The organism is Exiguobacterium sp. QJM3NY_9, from assembly GCF_056173545.1.
This window is the reverse complement of record NZ_CM149679.1, coordinates 3,005,995-3,028,545: the sequence shown is the minus strand read 5'-3', so window position 1 is coordinate 3,028,545 and position 22,551 is coordinate 3,005,995. Positions and strand designations below refer to the sequence as shown.

At 48.0% G+C, this 22,551-nt stretch carries 22 protein-coding genes and 1 riboswitch; of the genes, 15 read left to right on the top strand and 7 right to left on the bottom strand.

The genetic code is table 11. The features are described from left to right. The first annotated feature begins 4 nt into the window (after positions 1-4). The 8 genes from AC0VYQ_RS15390 (at position 5) to AC0VYQ_RS15355 (ending at position 6,742) form a co-directional block, all read left to right on the top strand. Complete coding sequence (locus AC0VYQ_RS15390; RefSeq protein WP_088838295.1) at positions 5-841, top strand: two-component system regulatory protein YycI; 837 nt, start codon at positions 5-7, stop codon at positions 839-841. A gap of 10 nt (positions 842-851) precedes the next feature. Continuing rightward, a complete protein-coding gene (locus AC0VYQ_RS15385) occupies positions 852-1,643 on the top strand; it encodes an MBL fold metallo-hydrolase (protein WP_475403961.1) in 792 nt (263 codons plus the stop codon). 107 nt (positions 1,644-1,750) lie between these two features. After that, the gene (locus tag AC0VYQ_RS15380; RefSeq protein ID WP_088838294.1) at positions 1,751-3,046 is read left to right on the top strand and encodes a S1C family serine protease; all 1,296 of its coding nucleotides are present in this window, start codon (positions 1,751-1,753) and stop codon (positions 3,044-3,046) included. 349 nt (positions 3,047-3,395) lie between these two features. Continuing rightward, positions 3,396-3,557, top strand: a complete 162-nt coding sequence (locus AC0VYQ_RS15375) for a CxxH/CxxC protein (protein WP_475403960.1) — start codon at positions 3,396-3,398, stop codon at positions 3,555-3,557. 72 nt (positions 3,558-3,629) lie between these two features. Beyond that, on the top strand, positions 3,630-4,109 hold the full coding sequence (gene rlmH, locus AC0VYQ_RS15370) for a 23S rRNA (pseudouridine(1915)-N(3))-methyltransferase RlmH (protein WP_012371884.1): 480 nt from the start codon (positions 3,630-3,632) through the stop codon (positions 4,107-4,109). A gap of 395 nt (positions 4,110-4,504) precedes the next feature. Then, entirely contained in the window at positions 4,505-4,987 is a 483-nt protein-coding gene (locus AC0VYQ_RS15365) for a hypothetical protein (RefSeq protein WP_214770321.1), read from the top strand. 111 nt (positions 4,988-5,098) lie between these two features. Next, positions 5,099-5,692 carry a DUF4230 domain-containing protein gene (locus tag AC0VYQ_RS15360; RefSeq protein ID WP_475403959.1) on the top strand — a complete coding sequence of 198 codons (594 nt, stop codon included), beginning with the start codon at positions 5,099-5,101 and terminating at the stop codon, positions 5,690-5,692. Positions 5,693-5,806: 114 nt separating this feature from the next. Next, positions 5,807-6,742 (top strand): aldo/keto reductase, encoded by a 936-nt coding sequence (locus AC0VYQ_RS15355; RefSeq protein WP_475403958.1) that lies wholly within the window; start codon positions 5,807-5,809, stop codon positions 6,740-6,742. A gap of 169 nt (positions 6,743-6,911) precedes the next feature. Here the strand turns inward: AC0VYQ_RS15355 and AC0VYQ_RS15350 are convergent, their stop codons facing one another. The 3 genes from AC0VYQ_RS15350 to AC0VYQ_RS15340 form a co-directional block, all read right to left on the bottom strand. After that, positions 6,912-7,922 carry a serine hydrolase domain-containing protein gene (locus AC0VYQ_RS15350; RefSeq protein WP_475403957.1) on the bottom strand — a complete coding sequence of 337 codons (1,011 nt, stop codon included), beginning with the start codon at positions 7,920-7,922 and terminating at the stop codon, positions 6,912-6,914. A gap of 84 nt (positions 7,923-8,006) precedes the next feature. Further along, the gene (locus tag AC0VYQ_RS15345; RefSeq protein WP_475403956.1) at positions 8,007-8,249 is read right to left on the bottom strand and encodes a hypothetical protein; all 243 of its coding nucleotides are present in this window, start codon (positions 8,247-8,249) and stop codon (positions 8,007-8,009) included. Between the two features lie 49 nt (positions 8,250-8,298). Next, complete coding sequence (locus tag AC0VYQ_RS15340) at positions 8,299-8,931, bottom strand: HNH endonuclease family protein (protein WP_475403955.1); 633 nt, start codon at positions 8,929-8,931, stop codon at positions 8,299-8,301. 352 nt (positions 8,932-9,283) lie between these two features. Between AC0VYQ_RS15340 and AC0VYQ_RS15335 the strand changes: the two genes are divergently transcribed. The 3 genes from AC0VYQ_RS15335 (at position 9,284) to AC0VYQ_RS15325 (ending at position 14,609) form a co-directional block, all read left to right on the top strand. After that, positions 9,284-10,480, top strand: a complete 1,197-nt coding sequence (locus AC0VYQ_RS15335; RefSeq protein ID WP_475403954.1) for a DUF4317 domain-containing protein — start codon at positions 9,284-9,286, stop codon at positions 10,478-10,480. A 257-nt stretch (positions 10,481-10,737) separates the two neighbouring features. Next, positions 10,738-11,838 carry an alpha/beta hydrolase gene (locus AC0VYQ_RS15330; protein ID WP_475403953.1) on the top strand — a complete coding sequence of 367 codons (1,101 nt, stop codon included), beginning with the start codon at positions 10,738-10,740 and terminating at the stop codon, positions 11,836-11,838. Continuing rightward, positions 11,835-14,609: a glycoside hydrolase family 3 protein gene (locus AC0VYQ_RS15325; protein WP_475403952.1), complete on the top strand. Its 2,775-nt coding sequence runs from the start codon at positions 11,835-11,837 to the stop codon at positions 14,607-14,609. The genes AC0VYQ_RS15330 and AC0VYQ_RS15325 overlap by 4 nt, the downstream gene beginning before the upstream one ends. 88 nt (positions 14,610-14,697) lie before the next feature. Here AC0VYQ_RS15325 and AC0VYQ_RS15320 read toward each other — a convergent pair whose 3' ends face one another. Next, the gene (locus tag AC0VYQ_RS15320; protein ID WP_475403951.1) at positions 14,698-15,693 is read right to left on the bottom strand and encodes a tRNA dihydrouridine synthase; all 996 of its coding nucleotides are present in this window, start codon (positions 15,691-15,693) and stop codon (positions 14,698-14,700) included. A gap of 139 nt (positions 15,694-15,832) precedes the next feature. After that, entirely contained in the window at positions 15,833-17,419 is a 1,587-nt protein-coding gene (locus AC0VYQ_RS15315; RefSeq protein ID WP_475403950.1) for an FMN-binding glutamate synthase family protein, read from the bottom strand. A 160-nt stretch (positions 17,420-17,579) separates the two neighbouring features. Between AC0VYQ_RS15315 and AC0VYQ_RS15310 the strand changes: the two genes are divergently transcribed. From AC0VYQ_RS15310 to AC0VYQ_RS15300, 3 genes are read left to right on the top strand one after another with little or no spacing between them, the layout of a single operon-like run. Beyond that, positions 17,580-18,059 carry an LURP-one-related/scramblase family protein gene (locus AC0VYQ_RS15310; protein ID WP_214770286.1) on the top strand — a complete coding sequence of 160 codons (480 nt, stop codon included), beginning with the start codon at positions 17,580-17,582 and terminating at the stop codon, positions 18,057-18,059. A 21-nt stretch (positions 18,060-18,080) separates the two neighbouring features. Further along, complete coding sequence (locus tag AC0VYQ_RS15305; protein WP_214846177.1) at positions 18,081-18,590, top strand: LURP-one-related/scramblase family protein; 510 nt, start codon at positions 18,081-18,083, stop codon at positions 18,588-18,590. Next, complete coding sequence (locus AC0VYQ_RS15300) at positions 18,591-19,121, top strand: NUDIX hydrolase (RefSeq protein WP_475403949.1); 531 nt, start codon at positions 18,591-18,593, stop codon at positions 19,119-19,121. Positions 19,122-19,171: 50 nt separating this feature from the next. Here the strand turns inward: AC0VYQ_RS15300 and AC0VYQ_RS15295 are convergent, their stop codons facing one another. Next, positions 19,172-20,416, bottom strand: coding sequence for an MFS transporter (locus tag AC0VYQ_RS15295; protein ID WP_475403948.1), 1,245 nt, complete (start codon positions 20,414-20,416; stop codon positions 19,172-19,174). A 248-nt stretch (positions 20,417-20,664) separates the two neighbouring features. Here AC0VYQ_RS15295 and AC0VYQ_RS15290 point away from each other — a divergent pair, with 248 nt between their 5' ends. Beyond that, positions 20,665-21,648 (top strand): PD-(D/E)XK nuclease family protein, encoded by a 984-nt coding sequence (locus AC0VYQ_RS15290; RefSeq protein ID WP_475403947.1) that lies wholly within the window; start codon positions 20,665-20,667, stop codon positions 21,646-21,648. Here the strand turns inward: AC0VYQ_RS15290 and AC0VYQ_RS15285 are convergent. Beyond that, on the bottom strand, positions 21,634-22,176 hold the full coding sequence (locus AC0VYQ_RS15285; protein WP_475403946.1) for a histidine phosphatase family protein: 543 nt from the start codon (positions 22,174-22,176) through the stop codon (positions 21,634-21,636). The genes AC0VYQ_RS15290 and AC0VYQ_RS15285 overlap by 15 nt on opposite strands. A gap of 214 nt (positions 22,177-22,390) precedes the next feature. Continuing rightward, positions 22,391-22,466, top strand: a riboswitch (glycine riboswitch). The last annotated feature ends 85 nt before the right edge of the window (positions 22,467-22,551 follow it).

Sequence of the window (22,551 nt, the reverse complement as noted above, 5' to 3'; positions counted from 1 at the left end):
TTGAATGGATTGGAGTAAAGCAAAGACGTTGTTGATTCTGACTTTCCTCATCCTGAACGTCTACCTGGTCGTTCAATTGATGGATCGGATGATTGAACCACGGATCGTCGCGACGACGGCGTCCGGAAAGACGATTTTGAAAGATCGGAAGATTGACGAAAAACAACTGCAGACCGCATCTCGCGACATCGGTTATTTGACGGCAGAAGTCGATTCGAGCTCACTGGCACCCAAAGAGAGCTCACCGATTAAAGATGCGATCACATCAGTCAAAAATCAGGTCGAATGGTCTGTTCGGTTGTCGAAGCCGTCACCGCTCGACGCAAAAGCGATGCGCGACTCGGCGACTTCATTCGTCCAGTCGTCCGTTAATCACGGTTCAGACTACACGTTTTGGAAGTTTGATAATAAACAAAATGAAATGACGTTCGTGCAGACATATAAAGGACAACCGCTGTATTCGACACCGGAGCAATCACGGGACGATGAGGCGATGATTGGTCCGTCCCTGCTCGTCCTGCAGCTGAACGATGACAAGGAAATCGTCAGCTATAAGCAACGTCACTTGAACGAAGTCGTCCGCCAAGCACAGGACGTGACGTTGTTGTCAGCGAGCGAAGCCGTCATCCAATTGTCGGAGCAAGGTCTTTTCCCGGCCTCGAAAAAAATGACAGGCCATAAGCTTGGCTATTTCTGTCTCGTGACGGAAGGGACAAAATCGGTCCAGATTTTACCGCCGACGTGGCAGATCGAACTCGACGGGGAAGAGCTTTATTTCGTCAACGCGATTGACGGAGGTGTTCAGACGATCGAACGCCTCGATACAGTTTCAGAGAAATGAGGAAGATACGATGAGCCTACACTATAGCGTTCTTGCGAGCGGCTCGACGGGAAATGCCCTCTACATCGAAAGTGAACAAAGCCGGCTGCTCGTCGATGCCGGATTGACAGGAAAGGCAATGCTTGCATTGTTCGACCAGATTCACCGGTCACCGGAAGGCATCGATGGGCTGTTCGTCACCCATGAACACTCGGATCATATTAAAGGGGTCGGCATCTTAGCCCGCAAGTACAACATTCCGCTCTATGCGAACCAAAAGACATGGGACGCGATGGAAGCAAAAATCGGGAAGATTGATCCCGCCTTGAAGTTCCTCTGGGAAGTCGGCGAAGTGAAACGGTTTGGCGATATCGAAGTCGAATCGTTTAACGTCAGCCATGACGCAGCCGATCCGATGTTTTTCCAGTTCGCCCATGAAGGGAAACGACTCGCACACATCACGGATACCGGCTACGTCTCGGACCGGATGAAAGGGACGATCCGTGGTGCCGATGCCTACATCTTCGAAGCGAATCATGATATCGGGATGCTCCAGATGGGACACTACCCGTGGAGCGTCAAACGCCGAATCCTTGGCGACTATGGTCACGTCTCGAACGAAGACGCGGCAGTCGCGATGAGCGAAGTACTCGACGAGCGGACGAAACGGATCCATATGGCCCATTTGAGCAAGGACAACAACATGAAGGAACTGGCCCGGATGAGTGTCTCCCAGACACTGGCGAGCCGAGATGTCGACCTCAGCAAGATTCATTTGCTTGATACCGATCCCGTCATTCCGACACCACTCCTGAAGCTCTGATTATGGGAAATTACTGAATATGCTCAAAAGGCCCCCACATTTGGCTAACTTGCCAGGTGATGGGGGTATACTTGTGTAAAGAGAGTTTATGAAGGAGGCATGTGCCGATGGATCGACCTGAAGAACCACGGAATGAATCGGAACAGATCAATCAATCGACCGATGAGGAGAGCGGATTTCCACCGCGCCGACCGACTGAAGAAGAACCGGTCAGTCCTTATCGTGAACCATATGAAGAAACAGACGAACCTCCACGTAAGCGTGGTGGCGGTGGTAAAGCATTTTTTGTCGGCTTAATCGGCGGCGTCATCGGCGCCTTACTGATTGCCTTGATCGCCTGGCCATTTGCCCGTGATCAAATGACGAGTCCGACACCAGCCGCGACGGTGACGACGGAACAGGCAGCGACGACAGCGACGGAAGCCGAGAATGATATCGTCGGTGCCGTCAGTAAAACGAAAGAAGCCGTCGTCAGTGTGACGAACTTACAAAGTTCATTCCGCGGTGCGGATCAAGAGACAGGAGCAGGATCCGGCGTCATCTATAAAAAAGATGGCAATAAAGCCTATGTCGTGACGAACTATCACGTCGTTGAAGGGGCAAGCAGCTTGTCGGTCACGTTATCAGACGGAACAGCGCTCGAAGCGAAAGTCCTCGGCGAAGATCCGACGTATGATTTAGCCGTCTTATCCATCGATGCAGCAAAAGTGACACAGGTCGCGAAAATCGGTGACTCCGATACGTTACGTGCCGGTGAAACGGTCCTCGCGATCGGCAACCCGCTCGGGATCTTCGCAAACTCGGTCACACGTGGTGTCATCAGTGCCCAGGAACGGACGGTGCCGGTAGATACGAACAAGGACGGCCAGCAGGACTTCAACACGGAAGTGATTCAGACGGATGCGGCAATCAACCCCGGGAACTCGGGCGGAGCACTGATCAATACGTCCGGTCAATTGATCGGGATCAACTCGATGAAGATTGCGGAAGCAAGCGTCGAAGGTGTCGGTTTTGCGATTCCGATCAACGAAGCGTTACCAATCATGCGTGACCTCGAACAGAACGGTGAAGTCATTCGCCCGCAACTCGGGATTCAGATTCGGGACGTCCAGGAGTTCCCGAGTGGCTACCGTGAGGACCGCCTGAAACTGCCGAGTGACGTGACGAAAGGAATCGTCGTCGTCGGTCTGACAAACAACAGTGGAGCAGAAAAAGCAGGGATGAAAGCAAATGACGTTATCGTCGAAATCGACGGGACAAAGATTAATTCATTCGCAGACCTGAAGAGTGTCCTGTACCGTGATGCGAAAGTCGGACAGACCGTCAAAGTGACGTTCTACCGGAATGGGGATAAACAGTCCCTTGATGTGAAGTTGTCGGCACAAGCGGCGACGGTGCAATAACAGATTCAGATTAACTACTCGTACATGTACGGGTAGTTTTTTGTGTGAAGAATATTGTGGTTCTGATCGTGTCTTGCTGTCACGCGCGTTCCTCAGGCGAGGAACAAGCCGCGGGCTTCTTGCCTGTCGGCTCGAGGCCCGGGTCTCGTTTTCCTCTGACAGCACGGCCGAGCCGTGCTTTTTCCTGTAGGAGTCGCGTGCAGCCGACACGATGAGCAGCAGGTTAATCATGAAACGAAAAGAAGCGAGAATACCACGCATGTGGATAACTTTTAAGCGGTTGAAGAAGCCGATTTTTGTTATACTGGTAGCGGATAACTGTGGATAACTAAAAAGGAGGAGAAGACCTGTGGATAAATACGTCTGCTTGGAACATGTCGAGTTAGCACTTGACGAAGTGGTTGATGAAACGGAAGAATATCCGATTTTGGAAGAAGTGAATTCAGAAAAAACGGTCGCATGCGAGTACTGTGATCAGCCCGCAACATATCTTGTGTCAAGCAAAAAATAATTATCAACATGTGGACATGTGGATAACTCTGTGGATAACTCCTGAATTTTCTGTCAGAAAGCGAGAAAAATGATGCAAATTACCATTATTACGGTCGGAAAGCTGAAAGAGAAGTACTTGAAGCAAGGGATTGCCGAATATACGAAACGGCTTGGTGCCTATTGTTCGATTCAAGAAATCGAAGTGCCGGACGAAAAAGCACCGGAACAATTGAGTGACGCCGAGATGCAGCAAGTGAAGAAAAAAGAGGGCGAACGGATTTTAGCGAAGATTGGACCGGACGTTCATGTCTATGCACTTGCTATCGAAGGAAAGCAACGGACGAGTGAACAGTTTGCGACAGAACTCGATCGACTGGCGACGTACGGCAAAAGTAAAATCGCGTTTGTCATCGGCGGATCGCTTGGTCTTGCACCGGAAGTCATGCAACGGGCGAACGATACGATTTCCTTCTCGAAGATGACGTTTCCGCATCAATTGATGAAGATGATTCTCTGTGAGCAGATTTATCGGGCATATCGGATTAATCGGAATGAGCCGTATCATAAGTGAATAGAGTTGATAAGAAAGACCATTTCAAACGTTAAGAAGCGTTTCAGATGGTCTTTCTTATGTATGTAGTATGTAGTATGTAGTATGTAGTCATTATTGAAACAAAGAAGGAAAATTTAAAAGAGTACGTTTTAGAAACGGCAGTGAATGAGCGGAAAGATACATCAGTATGATACCTCGGAATAAAAAAATGAGCAGCGACTGTTACATAGTAGTTAGCAAGTAATCTTTTTTTATAAGCATTATGTTCGTAAGGTTTGAGGTATTACGAATAAATCACTATTGACAATAAATAATAAAAAACCATTGTAAAATTAAGGAATGAAACCGATACTTATTATGAAATTCTATCTTTTATTAGTATAGAAATTAATTTAAGGACCGGGGGAAATAACATGTTACCTATTTCTATTTCAGAGTTAGATCGTATTAAAGCAGAGTGTAACGCAATGGTGAATAAACGAGCATCGGCTTCAGCCGCAGCAGCGGTCGTGCCGATTCCCGGGGCAGATGTCGGAGCGGATGTTGTCATCATGATGGAACTTCTTCCTGCAATTAACCGTAAGTTTGGATTATCCCCGGAACAGATTGATCAGCTCGATTCTGAGATAAAAGGAAGACTTGCGATTATCATTTCTTCCGTCGGCAGTGAACTAGTCGGTAAGTACATTACAAAAACAGTAGTGGCACAGTTACTGAAAAAAATGGGAGCTAAAATGGCAATTAAACAGGTCACAAAGTACGTTCCTTTTGTGGGCCAGGCCGTCTCGGCCGGAATCAGCTTTGGTGCGATGAAATACTTAGGAAATGCACATATCGAAGAATGTTATGCGGTATGTAAACGAGCGATGGAATCCAATCAGTATCAAGAAGCGTAAAACTCAAGGGGGGGTATGATGTCTGGCAATCACATCAACTCTTTTTAACGAAATTTTGACATATTCTCTATGCCAGGAGTGTAATGATACAGACTTAAGGAGATTTTACAGATGAAGAAACTAATCATGAATATGTTTATTGTTTTATTAATTCTCGGAGTGATTGGTGCGGGAGCCGTTTTCTATTTCAAACCTTCTCTCTTTTCTACGACTAAAAGCTCTGACACTGCTCTTGTAAAAGAACGGTTAGTAGAATTATCGGAATGGACTACTTTGAAATATGAATACAGCAAAGTCATAGTCAGTCGAAGCAGTAAAAAGGTACCGTTCACCGACATGAAGCTAGCAGAGGCAATCAAACTAATTGAATATGATGGTTATTTAAAAGCGGGAACGGACCTTTCGAAATTACAGTTATCTTATGACGAAACAGCAAAGCAATTATACGTTAAGGTTCCGAATGCGACGATTCTTGATAATGTAGCGGATACAGATACAGCCAAGGTAACGGATGTCAAAGGGAATATTTTTTCTGACTATCAATCCCAGCAGATTTTCGATGACATTAATAAAGAAAAAAGAAAAATTGAAGAGGAAAAAATCGAGCAGGGTTTTTTGAAAGAAGCAGATGAACGAATCAAAAAACTATTAACCTCTTTCCTTAAAACAAACGGGTATGACGATGTGACGGTTGAACTTTACTGAATGAATGATACAAGACGGTCGTGTGGATGGCCGTCTTTTTAGACGCTTCATAGAAATAACGTAACGAGGGAACTAACTGGACAAGATCCTAAAACGGAGAAGGGCGGGGAGAAAATGAAAACACGATTATTAGGAAATACCGGAATCGAGGTCTCGGAAATCGGTTTTGGTGCATGGCAGTTAGGCAATGAAAAAGATTGGGGGAAAATGGCCGATGCGGATGCGGTACGTTTAGTCGAACAAGCAATCGATGAAGAATGTACCTTTTTTGACACGGCACCTAATTACGGAGCAGGAAAAAGTGAAGAATTAATCGGGAAAGCGGTCAAAGGAAAACGGAATCAAGTCGTGATCAGCAGTAAATGTGGACATCATTCGAATGGAGAACAAAATTTTGAACCGAAACAGCTCTTGTTATCAGTCGAAAACAGCTTACGCCGATTACAAACGGATTATCTGGATTGTCTTTTACTGCATAACCCTTCGTTTTCGACATTGACGAGTGAATCTCCACAGTTTGAATTACTCGAACGATTAAAAACGGAAGGTAAAATTCGGGCCTTCGGTGCTTCGGTCGATACGGGAAAAGAAGTGAAAGAACTCTTGGATCGTACAAACAGCCAAGTCATTGAAGTGATGTTCAATATGTTTCATCAGGAACCGGCGCTGGCGATGAAATCAGCCCATCAACAAGGAGTCGGAATCATTGCTAAGATTCCGCTGGATTCGGGTTGGTTAACGGGAAAATATAATCGACATAGTACATTCAGTGGAATTCGGAATCGCTGGAGCAGCGAAGATATCGAGAAAAGAGCGGCGTTAGTCGAAACTGTACGCCGCATTCTCGGTCAAGACCCGTCGATGGTGCAGGCGGCATTACAGTACATTCTTTCGTACGAAGAAGTAGCGACGACGATTCCTGGAGCTAAAAACAGTAAACAACTGCAGCACAACCTGTCTGCGTCAGAAGGCGAGTTACCGAGGCATGTCCTCGAAGAGATGCGGGGGTTGTGGGAGAATCAGATAAAAAATGCGAAGTTGCCGTGGTAAATCGAGTCGATTTATTTTTAGCGTCTTTAGGAACTAAATCTTGTAATCACATTGATTATAGAAAAGGTCATCGAAACAGAAAAACGTTTCGATGACCTTTTTCGTTTACGAACCCGAATGATGCCCTTACCTCTGAGAAATCGTTGAATCCTTGTAGAGGACGCTCAGTTTAAGGATTCATTGAAAACGTGTCCGAGGCTAGATTACTAAACTCACGAAGATAATGAAGATAGTTGTCTCCACCAAAGTTGTACCGTTTATTATACATCCGTACAATAACAAGACGACTTTCTGGTATCACGAGTAAGAGGGGACCTGTGTTTCCAAGGATTTGATAGGCATTTTGCGGGACACGCTCTCCTATCTCGCTTTTATCCCGTGCTCTGTCTTGCACATACCAAAACAGCCCATTGGCAGGCAGTTGTGAATCTTCGTATTCAAGACTTTGAATGGAGGTGCAGAGCTGAATGACTTCTTTCGGGACGACTTGAATCCCTTCATGACGTCCGTTGTTCAGATGAAGGTTGCCCCAAAGTGCTAATTCTCTCGCTGTGGTGTGTAGGTTAGAACCCGTGCCATCGTCAGAAGGATAAAGTGCAAACTCTGCCATCTGTCCGGGATTATCGATGACTTGAACTAGGGTTTCTGCTGCTTCCGTTATCCAGTCCGTATACTCAAATCCCATTGGAATGAAGACACGCTCTTTTAACAATCGAGTGAAATCATAACCATATAGATGCTTAAACAGCTCAGTCATGATTCGGACATTGATACCACGATAGGCCCATCCTTTACCGGCATCGAACTCTCTGTAAATCAATCCGTCCGGTCGTTCATTCAGCCCATGTGAGTGAGTGACAAGATGTCGAATTGTCGTATCCTGAAAGACTTTCTTATCGTAGTCGTTCAAATATTTGGAGACCAAGTCGTCAAGGCTATGAATTTTCTTTTCATACAAGGCAAATCCAATTGCTAATGCCAGATAACTTTTACGAGCGGAAGCGATGTTGAACATGGAATTTATACCAATTTCGTTCGATTCCGCATTGGAATGAAATCCTTCATAGTGCTCCGAAATGATTTTGTCATTCTGCATGACAACTAAGGCAGCAGCACTACTATGATTTTGTTCCTTGATATCACTTACGTAGGAAATCAACTGACGATATGATGGGTGCAAATGAACAACACCTCTTTCTATGACTTATACATTTCTTCAAGTTATTTATGATTGAAACAGACACTAGAATATTTCTCTGTGTTTTTAAACACGTTCCAGCACTGAAGTCAACATTCGGTGCACGACTTCGTGGTCGCGGACATCATGCAGCTGGTAATCCTTTCCGGGTAGCGTGTAAACATCGGTTGAACCGACGTAGGAAATGGCGAGTTCGAGTGTGCCGTCTTCCTGACAGGTTGTCCGTAATTCCAGTTCGCCGCTGATGACGCCGACTTCATTCGTCATCACGCCGTGTGTGGCGGTAAACGTAGAGGTTTTCGTTTCCATCGAATCAGTCCTTCCGGATAACTTGATTTGTGTCGGATGTGTGCTTCTTTTAGTAATAACATGTGTTTAACATCGTTTGTAATGCCGTTTTTTCAGCTGATTGGAGGCTTAAGCCCCAGCGGCTTTTTGTATGAATCCACATTTTCGAGTAACCACAGCTTGCACCCGAGCGTGTCGGTTGCCATGTTGATGGATCCTGGTCTCCTTTTGAACGGTTCGAGCTTGCTGAGACGGCAATCAGTTGGGGACCTTCGAGGTCGTTTGCGAATGCTTGACGGGTCGTCGTCGTCCAGCTGCTTGCACCCGAACGCCAGGCTTCGGCGAGCGGCACGACGTGATCGATATCGAGATCAGACGGGTTCGTGAACGTCAGTCCATCATAATAACTGTACCATGAGCCGGATGTGACCGGACAGTTGCCGACGTAAGAATCCGCATCGCGTTTTAAGACGACCTGGCGTGTGTCACATCCACCACCCTGGCTGCTCCAATGCGGGAAGAGGTCGCGGGAGTAACCGGTCATCGTGCTTTCGTTTTTGACCGTTAAGGCATTGAGTTCGGATTGTGCCGTCGCTTTTGACGGGAGCCCGGACGGGAGTGCGGAAACGGGTGAGAGGTCGAACTGAAACGCAGTGAGAAACAAAACGAACGATACGGCGAGTAGCTTGAGTTTCTGGAACATGAACTGCCTCCTCTTATGTAGGTATGATGAGAGAATCCTCTTACATTTTTCAGTATGCCATTGAATATTTTGGATAGGGTTAAAATATTGTAAACATTACAAAAGTTGAATACTTTTTATCAAAAATATTTTTTGGAAATTAAGCCTAAAGTAATAGAAAAATAAATTACTTAAAAAATTAAAATCAATATCAGATAAAAACGAAGTGGATGATTTAAAATTACAGAGACTTTTAACATAAAAAAAATCAACTCTTGTATAGTAAAGGGGTACCTCTGTTCGATTTGGACAGGAGGCACTCCTTTTTTAGGAGCCACGAGGAATTCAAACGCCAAGGAGCTGAAACCGCATCATGAACAAACAAGACATCAGTGATATCCGTCGCCACTTTAAGGTCGACTCGGAACTGCTTAAAATCAACGAAATTTATAATGTATATATCCGCAAGGAAACGAGTGAAATCTTCTATGAAGAAAGCCGGCCGTTCGCCTTTCTTGAGCTTGAACAACAGGAATTGTTCCTTGCGAACTTCAAGAAAGTTTTAACCGGTAAGCTCGACATCAAGCTGTTTGAAGTCAAATTCCAGCAGCCGGAAGAAGGGGCGACCGGACATACGCAACAACTGTTGTACGAAGGGCTGTACACGGAAGAGACGGAAGACTGGACGGAGCAGATGCAACAGATTGCGCTGAAGATGGTCCAGGACGTGCAGTACGAAAACGATATCGTCGTCACGTTCATCCGTGGGCAGTATTACAAGACGACGAAACGGCGGGCGGATGAGACGGAGGTCGATAAAAACGATGAAGTCTATACGACGCCATTCATCCTCAGCAGTCTTAATCAGACGGAACTGCCGAAACAGTCGCTCGTCTTTGACTACGTCGATCTCGAATTTAAGTCGAACCTGCTGATCAATCCGGTCATCAAACTCGCGTCACCGATCGGCGGCTTTTTATTCCCGTGCTTTACGGACAATGCGGCGGACGTTAACCGTGTCCTTTACACAGCAAGCAAGCCGAATAAACCGGACCTTGCCTTCATCGAGAATGTCCTGAACGGGGACCACATCGTGACGGCGGAAGAAGATAAAGCGGTCTTTGAAGAAATCGTCAAACTCGTCATCGGCGAAGAAGTCGATTCCAAAACGCTTGCCGGCGTCTATGAGGAAGTCAATCACCTGCTTGTGCTTGAGGATGAAAAAGAAGACGAGCCGGAAGAGATTCCGATGCTTGACGTCAAAGAAGTCGAACGGGTCTTAAAAGCGAGCGGCATCGAAGACGTCGACACGGAACAAGTCGAGCGGGCCTTTAAGACAGTCATCGATGATACGGCATACGAGATGAAAGCGAGCAACATCATCCCGAATTATGAAGCGAAGTCGATTAAAATCAATACGAAAGTCGCAAACATCACGGTCAGTCCGCAAGACTTGAAGTACATCAAACAGGTCAATTACAACGGTAAACAGTGTCTGTTGATTGAAGTCGAGGAAGATACAATCATTGACGGCTTTAAGCTTGTTTCGGAAGAAAATATTTTAAGTTAAGTCAAAAAGCCACTCATTTCACGTCATTCCGATAAGGGAAGCACGCGAAAGATGAGTGGCTTTTTTGGAATCATCCAGAATGATTGATTAATCCGATAAAGATGCGTATGATTGGTTTTGTAAGCGGTATCTTTTTATTGATAAAGGAGATACCGAAAATTTTTTGGAGATTTACGAAAGCGGTTTCGATACTTATTTTTACAAATGATGTTTCTCTTATAAACATGATAAAAAATCCAGTTGCAGGAGGAAGATGTATGAGCGATTACAGCAACCTTGTTCAGAAACTAGCGACAGAAACGACGGGTGTACGACAGACAGGTGTCGAAGTTGTCACCAAATCGGTGCCGGACCGTCAAGAAAAAGGTGTGCTCGATCCACGGGTTTTGGAAGTCATGATGCAGCAGCAACAAAACAGTTCACCGGCAGGTCCGTTTTCACTCGAAGCGGCACGGGCCGGGATGGGCTGGGTCAATACCGACCTGACGACGACAGACATCACGACGGAAGACATCACAATACCGAGTGCCGAGCAACCGATTCCGGCACGAATCTATCGTCCCCGGTCGACGGAACCGTTACCGGCGGTTGTCTATTTCCACGGCGGCGGCTTTTTCGGCGGGACACTTGAGCCGGTCGAGCACCCGTGTAAGTTGTTGGCAGAACGGGCGCACGTCGTCGTCATTTCGATTGATTACCGGCTCGCACCGGAACATCCTTTCCCGAGCGGTCTGAACGACTGTTTTACGGCCGTCAAATGGGCGTACGAACAGGCGCATCAGCTCGGCATCAACCGCGAGCAGCTGGCTGTCGCCGGCGACAGTGCCGGAGGAAACTTAGCGACCGTCTGTGCGCTACTCGACCGTGAGCAACAGACACAGATGATCCAGTACCAAGTCCTGCTCTATCCGGTCGTCAATCTTGCCGCCTTGCCGACGGACGACTTCGAGTGGCGTCTTGACGCGTACGAGATGAACGAAAATCGTGAGTTACTTGAAGGAATCGTCACAGCCCTTGAAGACACGGATGGCTTGTTGAACCGCTTGTATTTGCAAGGGACGACGGACGTACAGGATCCGCACGTGTCACCACTCTTCAGTGACAAGCTGGCAGGATTACCGGAAGCATTACTCATCACGGCGGAGTACGATTACCTTCGTCTTGAAGGCGAAGCGTACGGACGGAAACTCGCACGGGCCGGTGTGAAAACAAAACGGATTCAGTACAACGGCATGGATCATGCCTTCATTGAAAAACTTGGGCAATACCCGCAAGCAGAAGACTGCATCACGGAAATCGCGAACGGTCTCAAAACAAAATTTATTCAACCAACAGGAAATGAGGGGATGAGCAGATGACGACATATACATTGGATTGGAACGCTTATACGAAACTTGCCCGGAAGACGGTCGCAGAAGGCGCGGTCCTGTTAAAAAATGACTTGCAGACGTTACCGCTTGCTGCGGGGACGACGGTTTCCGTTTTCGGACGCAATCAGTTCAACTACTATAAGAGCGGAACGGGATCAGGCGGGATGGTCAATGTCTCACATGTAGTCAGTCCGCTGGAAGCGATGCAACACCATCCAGATTTGAGCGTGAACCAGTCATTGCTCGACGTCTACGAAGCTTGGCTTCAGGATCATCCGTTTGATAAAGGCGAAGGCTGGGCGGCGGAACCGTGGTCGCAGGAAGAAATGCCGGTTACGGATGAAATCGTCGCTGCGGCAGCGTCGCAATCGGACGTCGCGATCATCATGATCGGACGAACGGCAGGGGAAGACCGCGATAATACGGCGAATCCGGGCAGTTACCTGCTGACGGACGTCGAGTTGACCTTGATTGAAAAAGTCTCGCAGGCCTTCCCGAAGACGGTTGTCTTGCTGAACGTCGGGAATGTCATCGACATGCAGTGGGCGCTTGATTTTGATCCGAGTGCGATTCTGTACGGTTGGCAAGGCGGGATGGAAGGTGGAAACGCGTTGGTCGATCTCTTGACGGGAGAAGTCACACCGTCCGGGAAACTGCCGGATACGATTGTCCGCTCACTTGAGGCGTACCCGTCAACACCGTACTTCGGTCATGAAGACCGGGCGATTTATAAGGAAGACATCTATGTCGGATACCGCTACTTCGAGACGTTTGCGAAAGACGACGTCCTCTATCCGTTCGGCTTCGGCTTATCGTACACGACGTTTGACGTCGCGACGGAGACAGTCGACATGACGGAGCAACAGGTGACGTTAACCGTCACCGTCACGAATACGGGGGCGCACAGCGGAAAAGAAGTTGTCCAGGTCTATCTTGAGAAACCACAAGGGAAGCTCGGTAATCCGTCGCGCGGACTTGTGACGTTCGCGAAGACCCAACTCCTTGAAGCGGGTCAAAGTGAAACGCTGACTTTAACGGTTCCGCTGACGGAATACGCAAGTTATGATGACTCCGGTCTGACCGGTCATAAATCGTCTTACGTCATCGAAGCGGGAGCGTATCATCTGTACGTCGGAACAGACGTCCGGACGGCGACGCACGTGGCGACGCAAACGATTGGGCAGTTACAGGTGATCGAGACGTTAAGCGAAAACATGGCACCGGTCACGGCATTCGACCGCTTGAAGCCGAAACAGACGGAGAGCGGTTACGACGTGTCGTACGAAGCGACACCATTGCGGACGGTTGATCCGGAAGCCCGCCGCTTAGCGGAACGTCCGGCAAAGCGGACCTATTCGGACGATCAAGGGCTGACATTGCAGGACGTCTCAGAAGGCAAGACATCACTCGACATGTTCCTCGATCAGTTAACGGATGAGGATCTCGCCGCGATCGTCCGCGGTGAAGGGATGAATTCACCGCGTGTCACACCGGGAACAGCGGCGGCGTTTGGCGGCGTGACCGACCGGCTGACGGCGTTCGGGATCCCGGCAGCCTGCTGTGCCGACGGTCCGTCTGGCATCCGGATGGATATCGGAACAAGAGCCTTTTCACTTCCGAACGGGACGCTTGTCGCCTCGACCTTTAACGTCGAGCTCGTGGCTGACTTATTTGAGATGACAGGTCTTGAACTTCGGAAAAACGGCGTCGATACCTTGCTCGGACCGGGCATGAACATTCACCGTCATCCGCTCAACGGCCGAAACTTCGAGTACTTCTCGGAAGATCCGCACCTGACGGGGATGATGGCGGTCGCTGAACTGGACGGCATGCACCGGGTCGGTGTGACGGGAACACTCAAACACTTAAGTGCCAACAACCAGGAGTTCCACCGTCACGACCTGGACTCGATCGTCTCGGAACGGGCACTACGTGAGATTTATCTCAAAGGTTTCGAACATGCCGTCAAACGCGGACAGGCGTATGCGATCATGACGACGTATGGTGCCGTCAATGGTCTCTGGACCGCAGGACTCTATGATCAGAACACACGGATTCTCCGGGACGAGTGGGGCTTTGACGGTGTCGTCATGACCGACTGGTGGGCGAAAATTAATGCCGAAGGAACGGACGCCAACCGGCAACAGACGGCGACGATGGTCCGTTCGCAAAACGATCTCTACATGGTCGTCGGGGAACCGGGGGCGAATCCGTTTGAGGATGATACGTTGTCGTCGCTTGCAGACGGGACGTTGACACGGGCGGAGTTGTTACGGAGTGCGGCGAACATCTGTCAGTTCATCCTCCGGTCACCGGTCATGGAGCGAACGCTTGGTCAGGAAGCGACGGTCGATGTCACCGGATTACCGGAAGTAACGGATGATCTGCACGAACAGGCGGTGACGCACCAGCAACTTCAGAGTGGTGTTCCGATTGTGTTTGATGAACTCGATACGTCGACCGGAAGCAGTCACGTCTTTGCCGTGACGGCAGAAGAAACGGGCATGTATCACGTCACGTTCGAAGCCCGGTCGTACGCGGGGGAACTCGCGCAGATGCCGGTGACGTTGTTTGCGAACAACATGCCGGTCGCGACGTTTACGTTCAACGGGACAAACGGCGAATGGGTGACGCAGACGAAAGACGTCTTCGTCTTTAATCCGCACAACTACTTTAAGCTCTACTTTGCGCTCGGTGGGCTTGAACTGAAAAACATCACCTTTACGTTAACGGAATCGTTCCATATGAAAAACGGATAATCACATCATAGAAAATTAAAAAATGTGCATGAAAAAAGAGAGAAGCGATGTTAAATCCGCTTCTCTCTTTTGGTACTCTATTTTTTTCTTAAATCGAAAACGAATTGACGGCGTGAATGCCTTCCTGTTCGACGAACTCGTCGAGCAGCGCCCGGACGTCGTCCGTTGAATTCGTCTCCATCAAACGGGCACGCAATTCGCTCGCCCCGCGGAAACCGCGGACATAAATCTTGAAGAACCGGCGGAGCGGTTTGAAGAGACGGGGTTCGAATTCCGTTGAATACTGATCATGCAGGTCGAGTTGCAAACGTAACAGTCCCAGTAACTCTTCGCTCGAGTGCTCTTTCTTTTCGACTTCGAACGCAAACGGATTATGGAAAATCCCGCGGCCGATCATGACACCGTCGACACCGTACTGCTCGACGAGTTCCAGACCGTGCTGCCGGTCGTTGATGTCCCCGTTAATCGTCAAGAGCGTTTGCGGTGCCACTTCATCGCGGAGCTTCTTGATTTCCGGAATCAGTTCGAAGTGCGCCGGGACGGCACTCATTTCTTTACGCGTCCGCAGGTGAATCGACAGATTGGCGATGTCCTGCTCGAGAATGTGGCGTAACCAGTCGTGCCACTCCTCGACTTTCGAATAGCCGAGACGCGTCTTGACGCTGACAGGCAGACCGCCGGCTTTCGCTGCTTGGATCAGTTCAGCCGCAACGTCGGGACGGTTGATCAAGCCTGATCCTTTTCCGTTGACGGCGACGTTCTGGACCGGACAGCCCATGTTGATGTCGATGCCCTTAAAGCCCATTTCCGCCATCCCGATACTCATCTCACGGAAATATTCCGGTTTGTCGCCCCAAATGTGGGCGACCATCGGCTGTTCATCTTCCGTGAACTCGAGGCGTCCGCGGACACTCTGTTTGCCTTTCGGATGACAGTAACTCTCCGTATTCGTAAATTCAGTGAAGAAGACATCCGGCCGCGCTGCTTTCGCGACGACGTGACGGAAGACGACGTCGGTGACATCTTCCATTGGTGCAAGTACAAAAAATGGTCGTGGCAGGTCCTGCCAAAAGTTGTTTTTCATCGTATATAAAACCCTTTCCTTAAGGTAATTCGTTTTGCACAATTAAAATTTCATCAACTATATACTTTAAGCGTATTGCGGAAAAAGTGCAAGCAGCTGACTCCACAGATTGTAGGAGTCAGCTGCTTGCATGCGTCGATCATTTCAATGGATTGTAGTTCAGCGCCGTTGCTTTCGTGACATGACCATTTTGGTCCTTGTAGATGATGTGTTCAGCCGTCAGCTGCGTCGGGCTTTCAAGTCCGGCCGCTGCCGTCAGATTATAGAGACCTTCCCGAAGCGAGATGATGTAGTTCGTCACCCGGAAGCTCTTCTCGTCGACGATGAGGGCTTTTTGCAGTTTCGGATCCGTCGTCGCGACACCGACCGGACAATGGTTTGTGTGACAGACTTGCGCCTGAATGCAACCGACGTTGAACATCAGGCCGCGGGCGATGTTGACGAAATCAGCACCGAGCCCTAAGGCGACGGCAATCTTATCAGCACTGATCAACTTACCGGACGCAAACAGTTTGATCCGGTCGCGAATCCCGTATGCGACGAGGAGCTGATGGACATAAGGGAGGGCCGATTTGATTGGAAGACCCGCCGCGTCGGCGAGCTCCTGGAACGACGCTCCGGTCCCGCCTTCGCCGCCGTCAATCGTAATGAAATCGGGATGTTTGCCGGAGTCCGCCATATAGGCGACGAGATCCTTGATATCATCGACTTTCCCGACGACGATTTTGATACCGACCGGCTTCCCGCCGATGTCGCGTAACTTCTCGACGAACGTTAGCATCTCGGCGTTCGTCTTGAACTCATTAAAGCGGTTCGGACTATCGATGCCGACACCGGCTTTGACTTTCCGGACTTTGGCGATCTCCGGTGTGACCTTTTCACCTTCGAGGTGACCGCCACGCGTTTTTGCACCTTGGGCAAGTTTTAATTCAAATGCTTTGACTTGAGGAATTCGACTTTTCTGTTCAAATTCTTCGAATGAAAAGTCACCGTCTTCCGTCCGGACGCCAAACAGTCCAGGCCCGATTTGGCAGATGATATCGACGTCGCCTTTTAAATGGTGGTCGGACAGACCACCTTCGCCCGTGTTCATCCAGGCGCCTTGGGCACGTCCGAGGCCAATCGACAGCGCAGTGATTGCCCGGTCTCCAAGTGCACCGAAGCTCATCGCTGATTGCCCAATCAGTCCGCGGACTTGAAACGGCTGGCGGCACGTCGCTTCACCGATGATCGGGGCGTCGTCGTCCCGTAATAAAAAGGGCGCGACTTGTTTTTCGACGAGATGTTCTTTCCGGGTGAATAAATTATCTTGATCGAGTTCATATAAGTAGGTCGGGACTTTGTTATCGTTCGCGACCCGGAGTTCATCGCGGTTCGTCGGAAAGAGGGCATTCTGGATATAAAAACCGGCTTCATCGAAGTCACGTTCTGATCCAAAACCGAGAATCCGTGAATTGTATTTACCGGCGATGACGGCTGATTTGTAATCGTTTCGGGAAAATGGTTTCCCTTCATTGTTGTTCAAGAACAGGTATTGCCGAAGTTCCGGACCCATCTTTTCTAAGATATAACGCATTTTACCGAGGACGGGAAAATTTCGGAGGACGGCATGTTCTTTTTGACGTGAATCGGTCGCCCATAAGTAGAGAACGACAATAAGCGGGACGATGAAGACGAGCGCAACGAGCAGAAGTAAGGTAATCAAGATGACGGTATGGATGGACATGAGTGGACCTCCTAAGCGAACTGTAGTCTTAATCCGATACCACTCACGAGACGCTAACAAACCTAACTAACTATGTGAAATATTCGTATTGTGTTGAAACTAAATGCTGGAACGATGCGTAAAGTAGTAAAACTTCTGAATTTCGAAAGGATGAAGAGCCATGCACACACTTTACATGAAACAGAAAGTATTCAGTTTACGGGGACGTTTTTCGATTCAAGATCAGCAGGAACAGGATGTCTATCTCGTCGAAGGAAGCTTCATGCAGATTCCGAAGACCTTTTCGATTTCGAGCGTCGACGGGGAAGAAGTCGCCGTCATCACGAAGAAAGTATTCAGCCTGTTGCCGAAATTTTTTGTTGAGGTCGATGGCGAAACACTGACGATCGAAAAATCATTTACATTCTTTAAAGACCGTTACACGATTGACGCGGCAGATTTAGAAATCGACGGCGATTGGTGGGACATGGATTTTCAAATCAAACGTCATGGTGAAGTCGTCGGAAGCGTCGAGAAAAAATGGTTCACGTTTGGTGACAGTTACGAGATTCAAGTCTTTGATCCTGATGTCGAGAAGGTGTTGATTGCGCTGGTCGTCGCAATTGACTGTGTCAAAGAGGACGAAGAGGCAAGTTCATAAACCGAACTCAGGGAGGAACCGATGAAAGCACTTTTGATGAACCAGACGATGGATTTGAACCGTCGTTTTACGATTGAAGATGAAGCCGGACACGTCACGCATGAAGTGACCGGGCAGTTGTTGCAAATGCAGAAAAACTGGCAACTCGTGCAAGAAACAGCCGAGGTCGGCCGCGTGACGAAACAGACGTTCAGCATGCTGCCGCATATCCTTGTGGAAGTGGACGGACGTGTCGTTGCGACCATTCAAAAAACCGGGTTTTTGATGTTTGCGGATTACAGGATTGACAGCCGGGACCTGCAGATCGACATCAACTGGGCGACGATGACGTTTAGTGTCACGTATCAAGGAAACAAAATCGGGCAAGGCAAAAGACGGTGGGTTCGTCTCAGCAAACAGTACGAACTGACACTGTTCGACGAGACGGCGGAGACACTGTTTTTAAGTGTCGTGCTCGGACTCGACCGGGCGAAAGCAGACAAAACGGTCTCGACGCTGTTTGCGGACAATTGGGCAGGGGGGAAGAAGTAAATGGAACAATGGGATATCTATACCGCGGACCGCGAGAAAACAGGACGGACATGGACACGGGGAAAGAAGTTACAAGACGGCGATTATCATCTAGTCGTGCACGTCTGTCTGTTTAACTCAAGCGGCGAAATGTTGATTCAGCAACGGCAATCTTTCAAAGAGGGCTGGTCCAACTTATGGGACTTGACCGTCGGGGGAAGTGCGGTCGCGGGAGACACGAGCCAGCAGGCGGCAGCACGGGAGCTGTTTGAAGAGATTGGCCTGCGCTATGATTTTGAGGACATGCGCCCGCATTTGACGTCACATTTTGACGAGGGATTTGATGACATCTACTTAATCGAAAGGGATGTTGATTTAACATCACTCGTCCTGCAACAGGAAGAAGTGCAAGCTGTCGCCTGGGCGACGGAGGAGGAAATCATCGCCCGGATTCAAGCAGGGACGTTCATTCCGTATCATGAAGGGTTGGTTTCGACATTGTTCGCGTTACGTAAGCAACGCGGCAACATCACATCATACGCGTTATTGTAACTAAAAACCCATCGTATTTCTGTTAGGAAACATGATGGGTTTTTGCAATGTTACGCCGTTTTTTTCGAAGCGGGTTGCGTCTGCTTCGGTTTTGTTTCAGGTAAGAAGAAGCTGAACAGCAGATAAGTCGAACAGCTGACGAAAAAGACGACCATCGAGACGGTATAGCCCATATGACCGAGGGCATAGCTCCAAATGATGGTGAAAATCGTCTGTGTCGCATAAGCGATTGCCCAAAACAGACCGAAGAGGACGGTGATTTTTTGTGGTGTCATCCCTTTCATCTCATGTGCCAAGTTCATGAAAATCGGATACTGGATGTACATCGCAAAACCGGAAATGAAGGCAAAGATGTACGAAACGAGTGGCGAGATGTTGCCGAACGCAACCGTGACGATGAAACTGCCAATCATGATGAGTCCGCTGGTCAGGAGAATCGGTTTTCGCGGTGTTCCGCGACTGCCGATTTTCAGACCAACAAAGGTCCCGATGATGCCGGCACCGGAGACGAGCAGGTTGACGAGTGATCCGTTCAGTTCGGTGTACGTATCGAACACCGGTTTGAGACCGACGAGTGACAAAATGTAGAGCGTCAGGAAACCGCCGAATGCAATCGCATACTTCCATAAGAAGCTGTCTTTGATCGCATCGCGGTAGCCGTAAGCTGTCACGGCTTCGTTTTGATCGCTTGCTGCATTTAAGTCGAATTCTTCACTGAACATCAACCAGGCAAGGAACAGGACGGCTGTCAACGCAGCAAAAATCGTCAATGTCAGTTGCCAGTTGTTCGTGAACTGGGTCGCAAAAAACGTAAACAGTAATGAAACAACGAACGCACCAACGTTATACGAGACGGTATTGAGCGCATTGATTCGCAGTTTTTCCGTCGGATCACTGATGTAGCGGGTGACGACCGGATTCATGTAGACGATGACCATCGAACCGCCGAGACCCATGACCATTCGTGCTGCCGTATAGGCCCAGTAGTTCGGCAGATAAATGGCGACGATCGCCATCATCAGAAACAACAGGGCGAGCATCGGTGCTTTTTTCGGTCCCAGTTTCATCAAGATGAGTGCCGCCAGGATGTTCGCGAAGACACGTGCTGTCGTGATTGAGTAGTTGACGAGTTGCGAAATCAATGGATCAACGGTCCGGTCTCCGAAAAAATGAGCCGTGATTTGCGGGGTTAATGAGGAACCGGCGACCCAGTTCATGGCGAACGTCGCATACGCGAACCAGAGAACAGCCATCATCAAATACCCTTTTCGTGCGTGACTTGCTTGTGTAGACATAATGTACCCCTTCTTTTCTTAAGACAATTCCCTGTAGAGACAGGGATTCGAACTACTTCACTTTGTTATCAATTCGTTAAATGTAGTCGAGTTCGAAGGGGAAGTAAAATAGATATATCTTATAAGAACTATAAGTAAATGGCATGAATATAAACTTAATTCATTCGTTAAAAGAATGAATTAATACTGTAGTCGTTTAATCCATTTATTGGATATAATTAATAAAAGGAAAAGGAGGGTCTCTATTGATGAAGCCTAATTTATTTGATTACGCCACGAGCGAACTGTCACAAGATGCTTTTTTATGTTGGTTGCTGAAGTGGGGGGAAGCGGATCTGCATTCAGTCGATCAGGAGTTACATCGTGTTGCGACACGGTTTATTCATAAAGTGTTTTCACTACATAACCGTTCCTTAGAAGAAACCATTCATCAAGTCCGCATCATTCGTCAATTTAAAGGATTAGATATATTAGCCATTATTAATGAAAAATATGCAATCTTAATTGAAGATAAAACATTCACTTCAGAACATTCCGGACAACTCGAACGTTACTTGGAAGAAGTAAAAACGAATGTCGTAACACGAGACTGTATCCCTTTGCCGATTTATTACAAAATTGTCGAGCAGTCAAATCATCGGAGTATTCATAAAGCAGGTTATCAACTGTTCACACGCCAAGAAATGATTAAGATTTTAGAACATGATGATTGGAAGCTTCCGAAGAATGCGATTTTAGCAGACTATCTTCAACATCTGAAGCGGCTGGACGATGAGATCAATTCGTATAAAACGCTTCCGGTCGCGGAATGGACAACATTCTCCTGGCAAGGGTTTTATCGTGATTTACAAGACATGCTTGATGGGAAGTGGGGTTACGTAGCAAACGCAAGAGGTGGATTTTGGGGGTTTTGGTGGAAGGGAAATGAGCGACAAAATCATTACTGGCAACTGGAAGAAACGGTATTGCGTGCGAAGATTGAAGCGAAAACAAACGATGACGTCAAAGCCTATCGTGACACGTGTATGTCTAGCCTATTAAAAGACTCTTTTGAGTATGAGTTGGACTTAAAAAGACCTAAAAGGATAAGTACGGGTAAAAATATGACGATTGCCTATCGCGAAAATTATTTACAACTTCAAGAAAACGGCTTACTCGATTTCGAGAAAACCGTTTTTGAACTCGAACGTTACGGTCGGTACAACCAATCAGTGGAATCAGAAGAGATCTAACTGGTCGAAAACGAGAGCATCGTCAACTTCTGTCACGAGAAATACATCGGGATTGCGAAGTTGTTGTCCTTGTTCAAAACCAAAAGAGACATCGAGTGAGTGGAGGTATAGTGCAAGCAGATTGCCATGTGTGACAAGAACACTCGTCTCAGCAGAGTGAGACCAAACGTCATTCATGATATTTTGGATTCGCCGCGTCGCTTCTGCACTCGTTTCTCCGCCCGGACACGCATAATCAAAATCAGTAAACGTTCTTTGGAGATGCTCCTGCCAATCGGTCAGTGGTTGACGACTTAGAACGCGTTCACGCAAGTCATCTTGGATTTCAATGGGACAATTTGTCTGAAAAGCAACAGCTTCGATTGATTCAATTGCTCGGCGAAAAGGGCTTGATAAGATACGATCGACGGAACGGGATTCAAAAAAAGAAACCAATTCTTTAGCTTGTCTATGGCCGTTCTCCGTCAACGGAGCGTCCGGTTCTTGTCCGGATGCTTCGCAGTGGCGGATCAAGTAAATTTTTTTCATGATAATCCTCCTAATTCGACTGTAATGATTTACTTCTTCTAGAAAATCAACATCGATCCCTGTTTCAGTCTATGAAAGAAGAAATGAAAAATTTTATAAAACGGTTGACAAACAATCATAAGATTACTAGTATTAAAAACAATTCAGGTGATTATGTCACCTCAGCAACCGAATAAAAGAGAAAGCTATGATTGTCATGGGTCACACTATGGCAGGAGCAGCTTCTGGAGAGACCGTATATACGGCGCCGAAGGGTTCACAATCTCAGGCAAAAGGACAGAAGAGTACTAAATCTTGATTCTTTGAATTGGCGTCGCCAGTCAAGGGATGATTATTTGCTATTCTGATGATTTTTTTGAGATTGGACACCCGTCC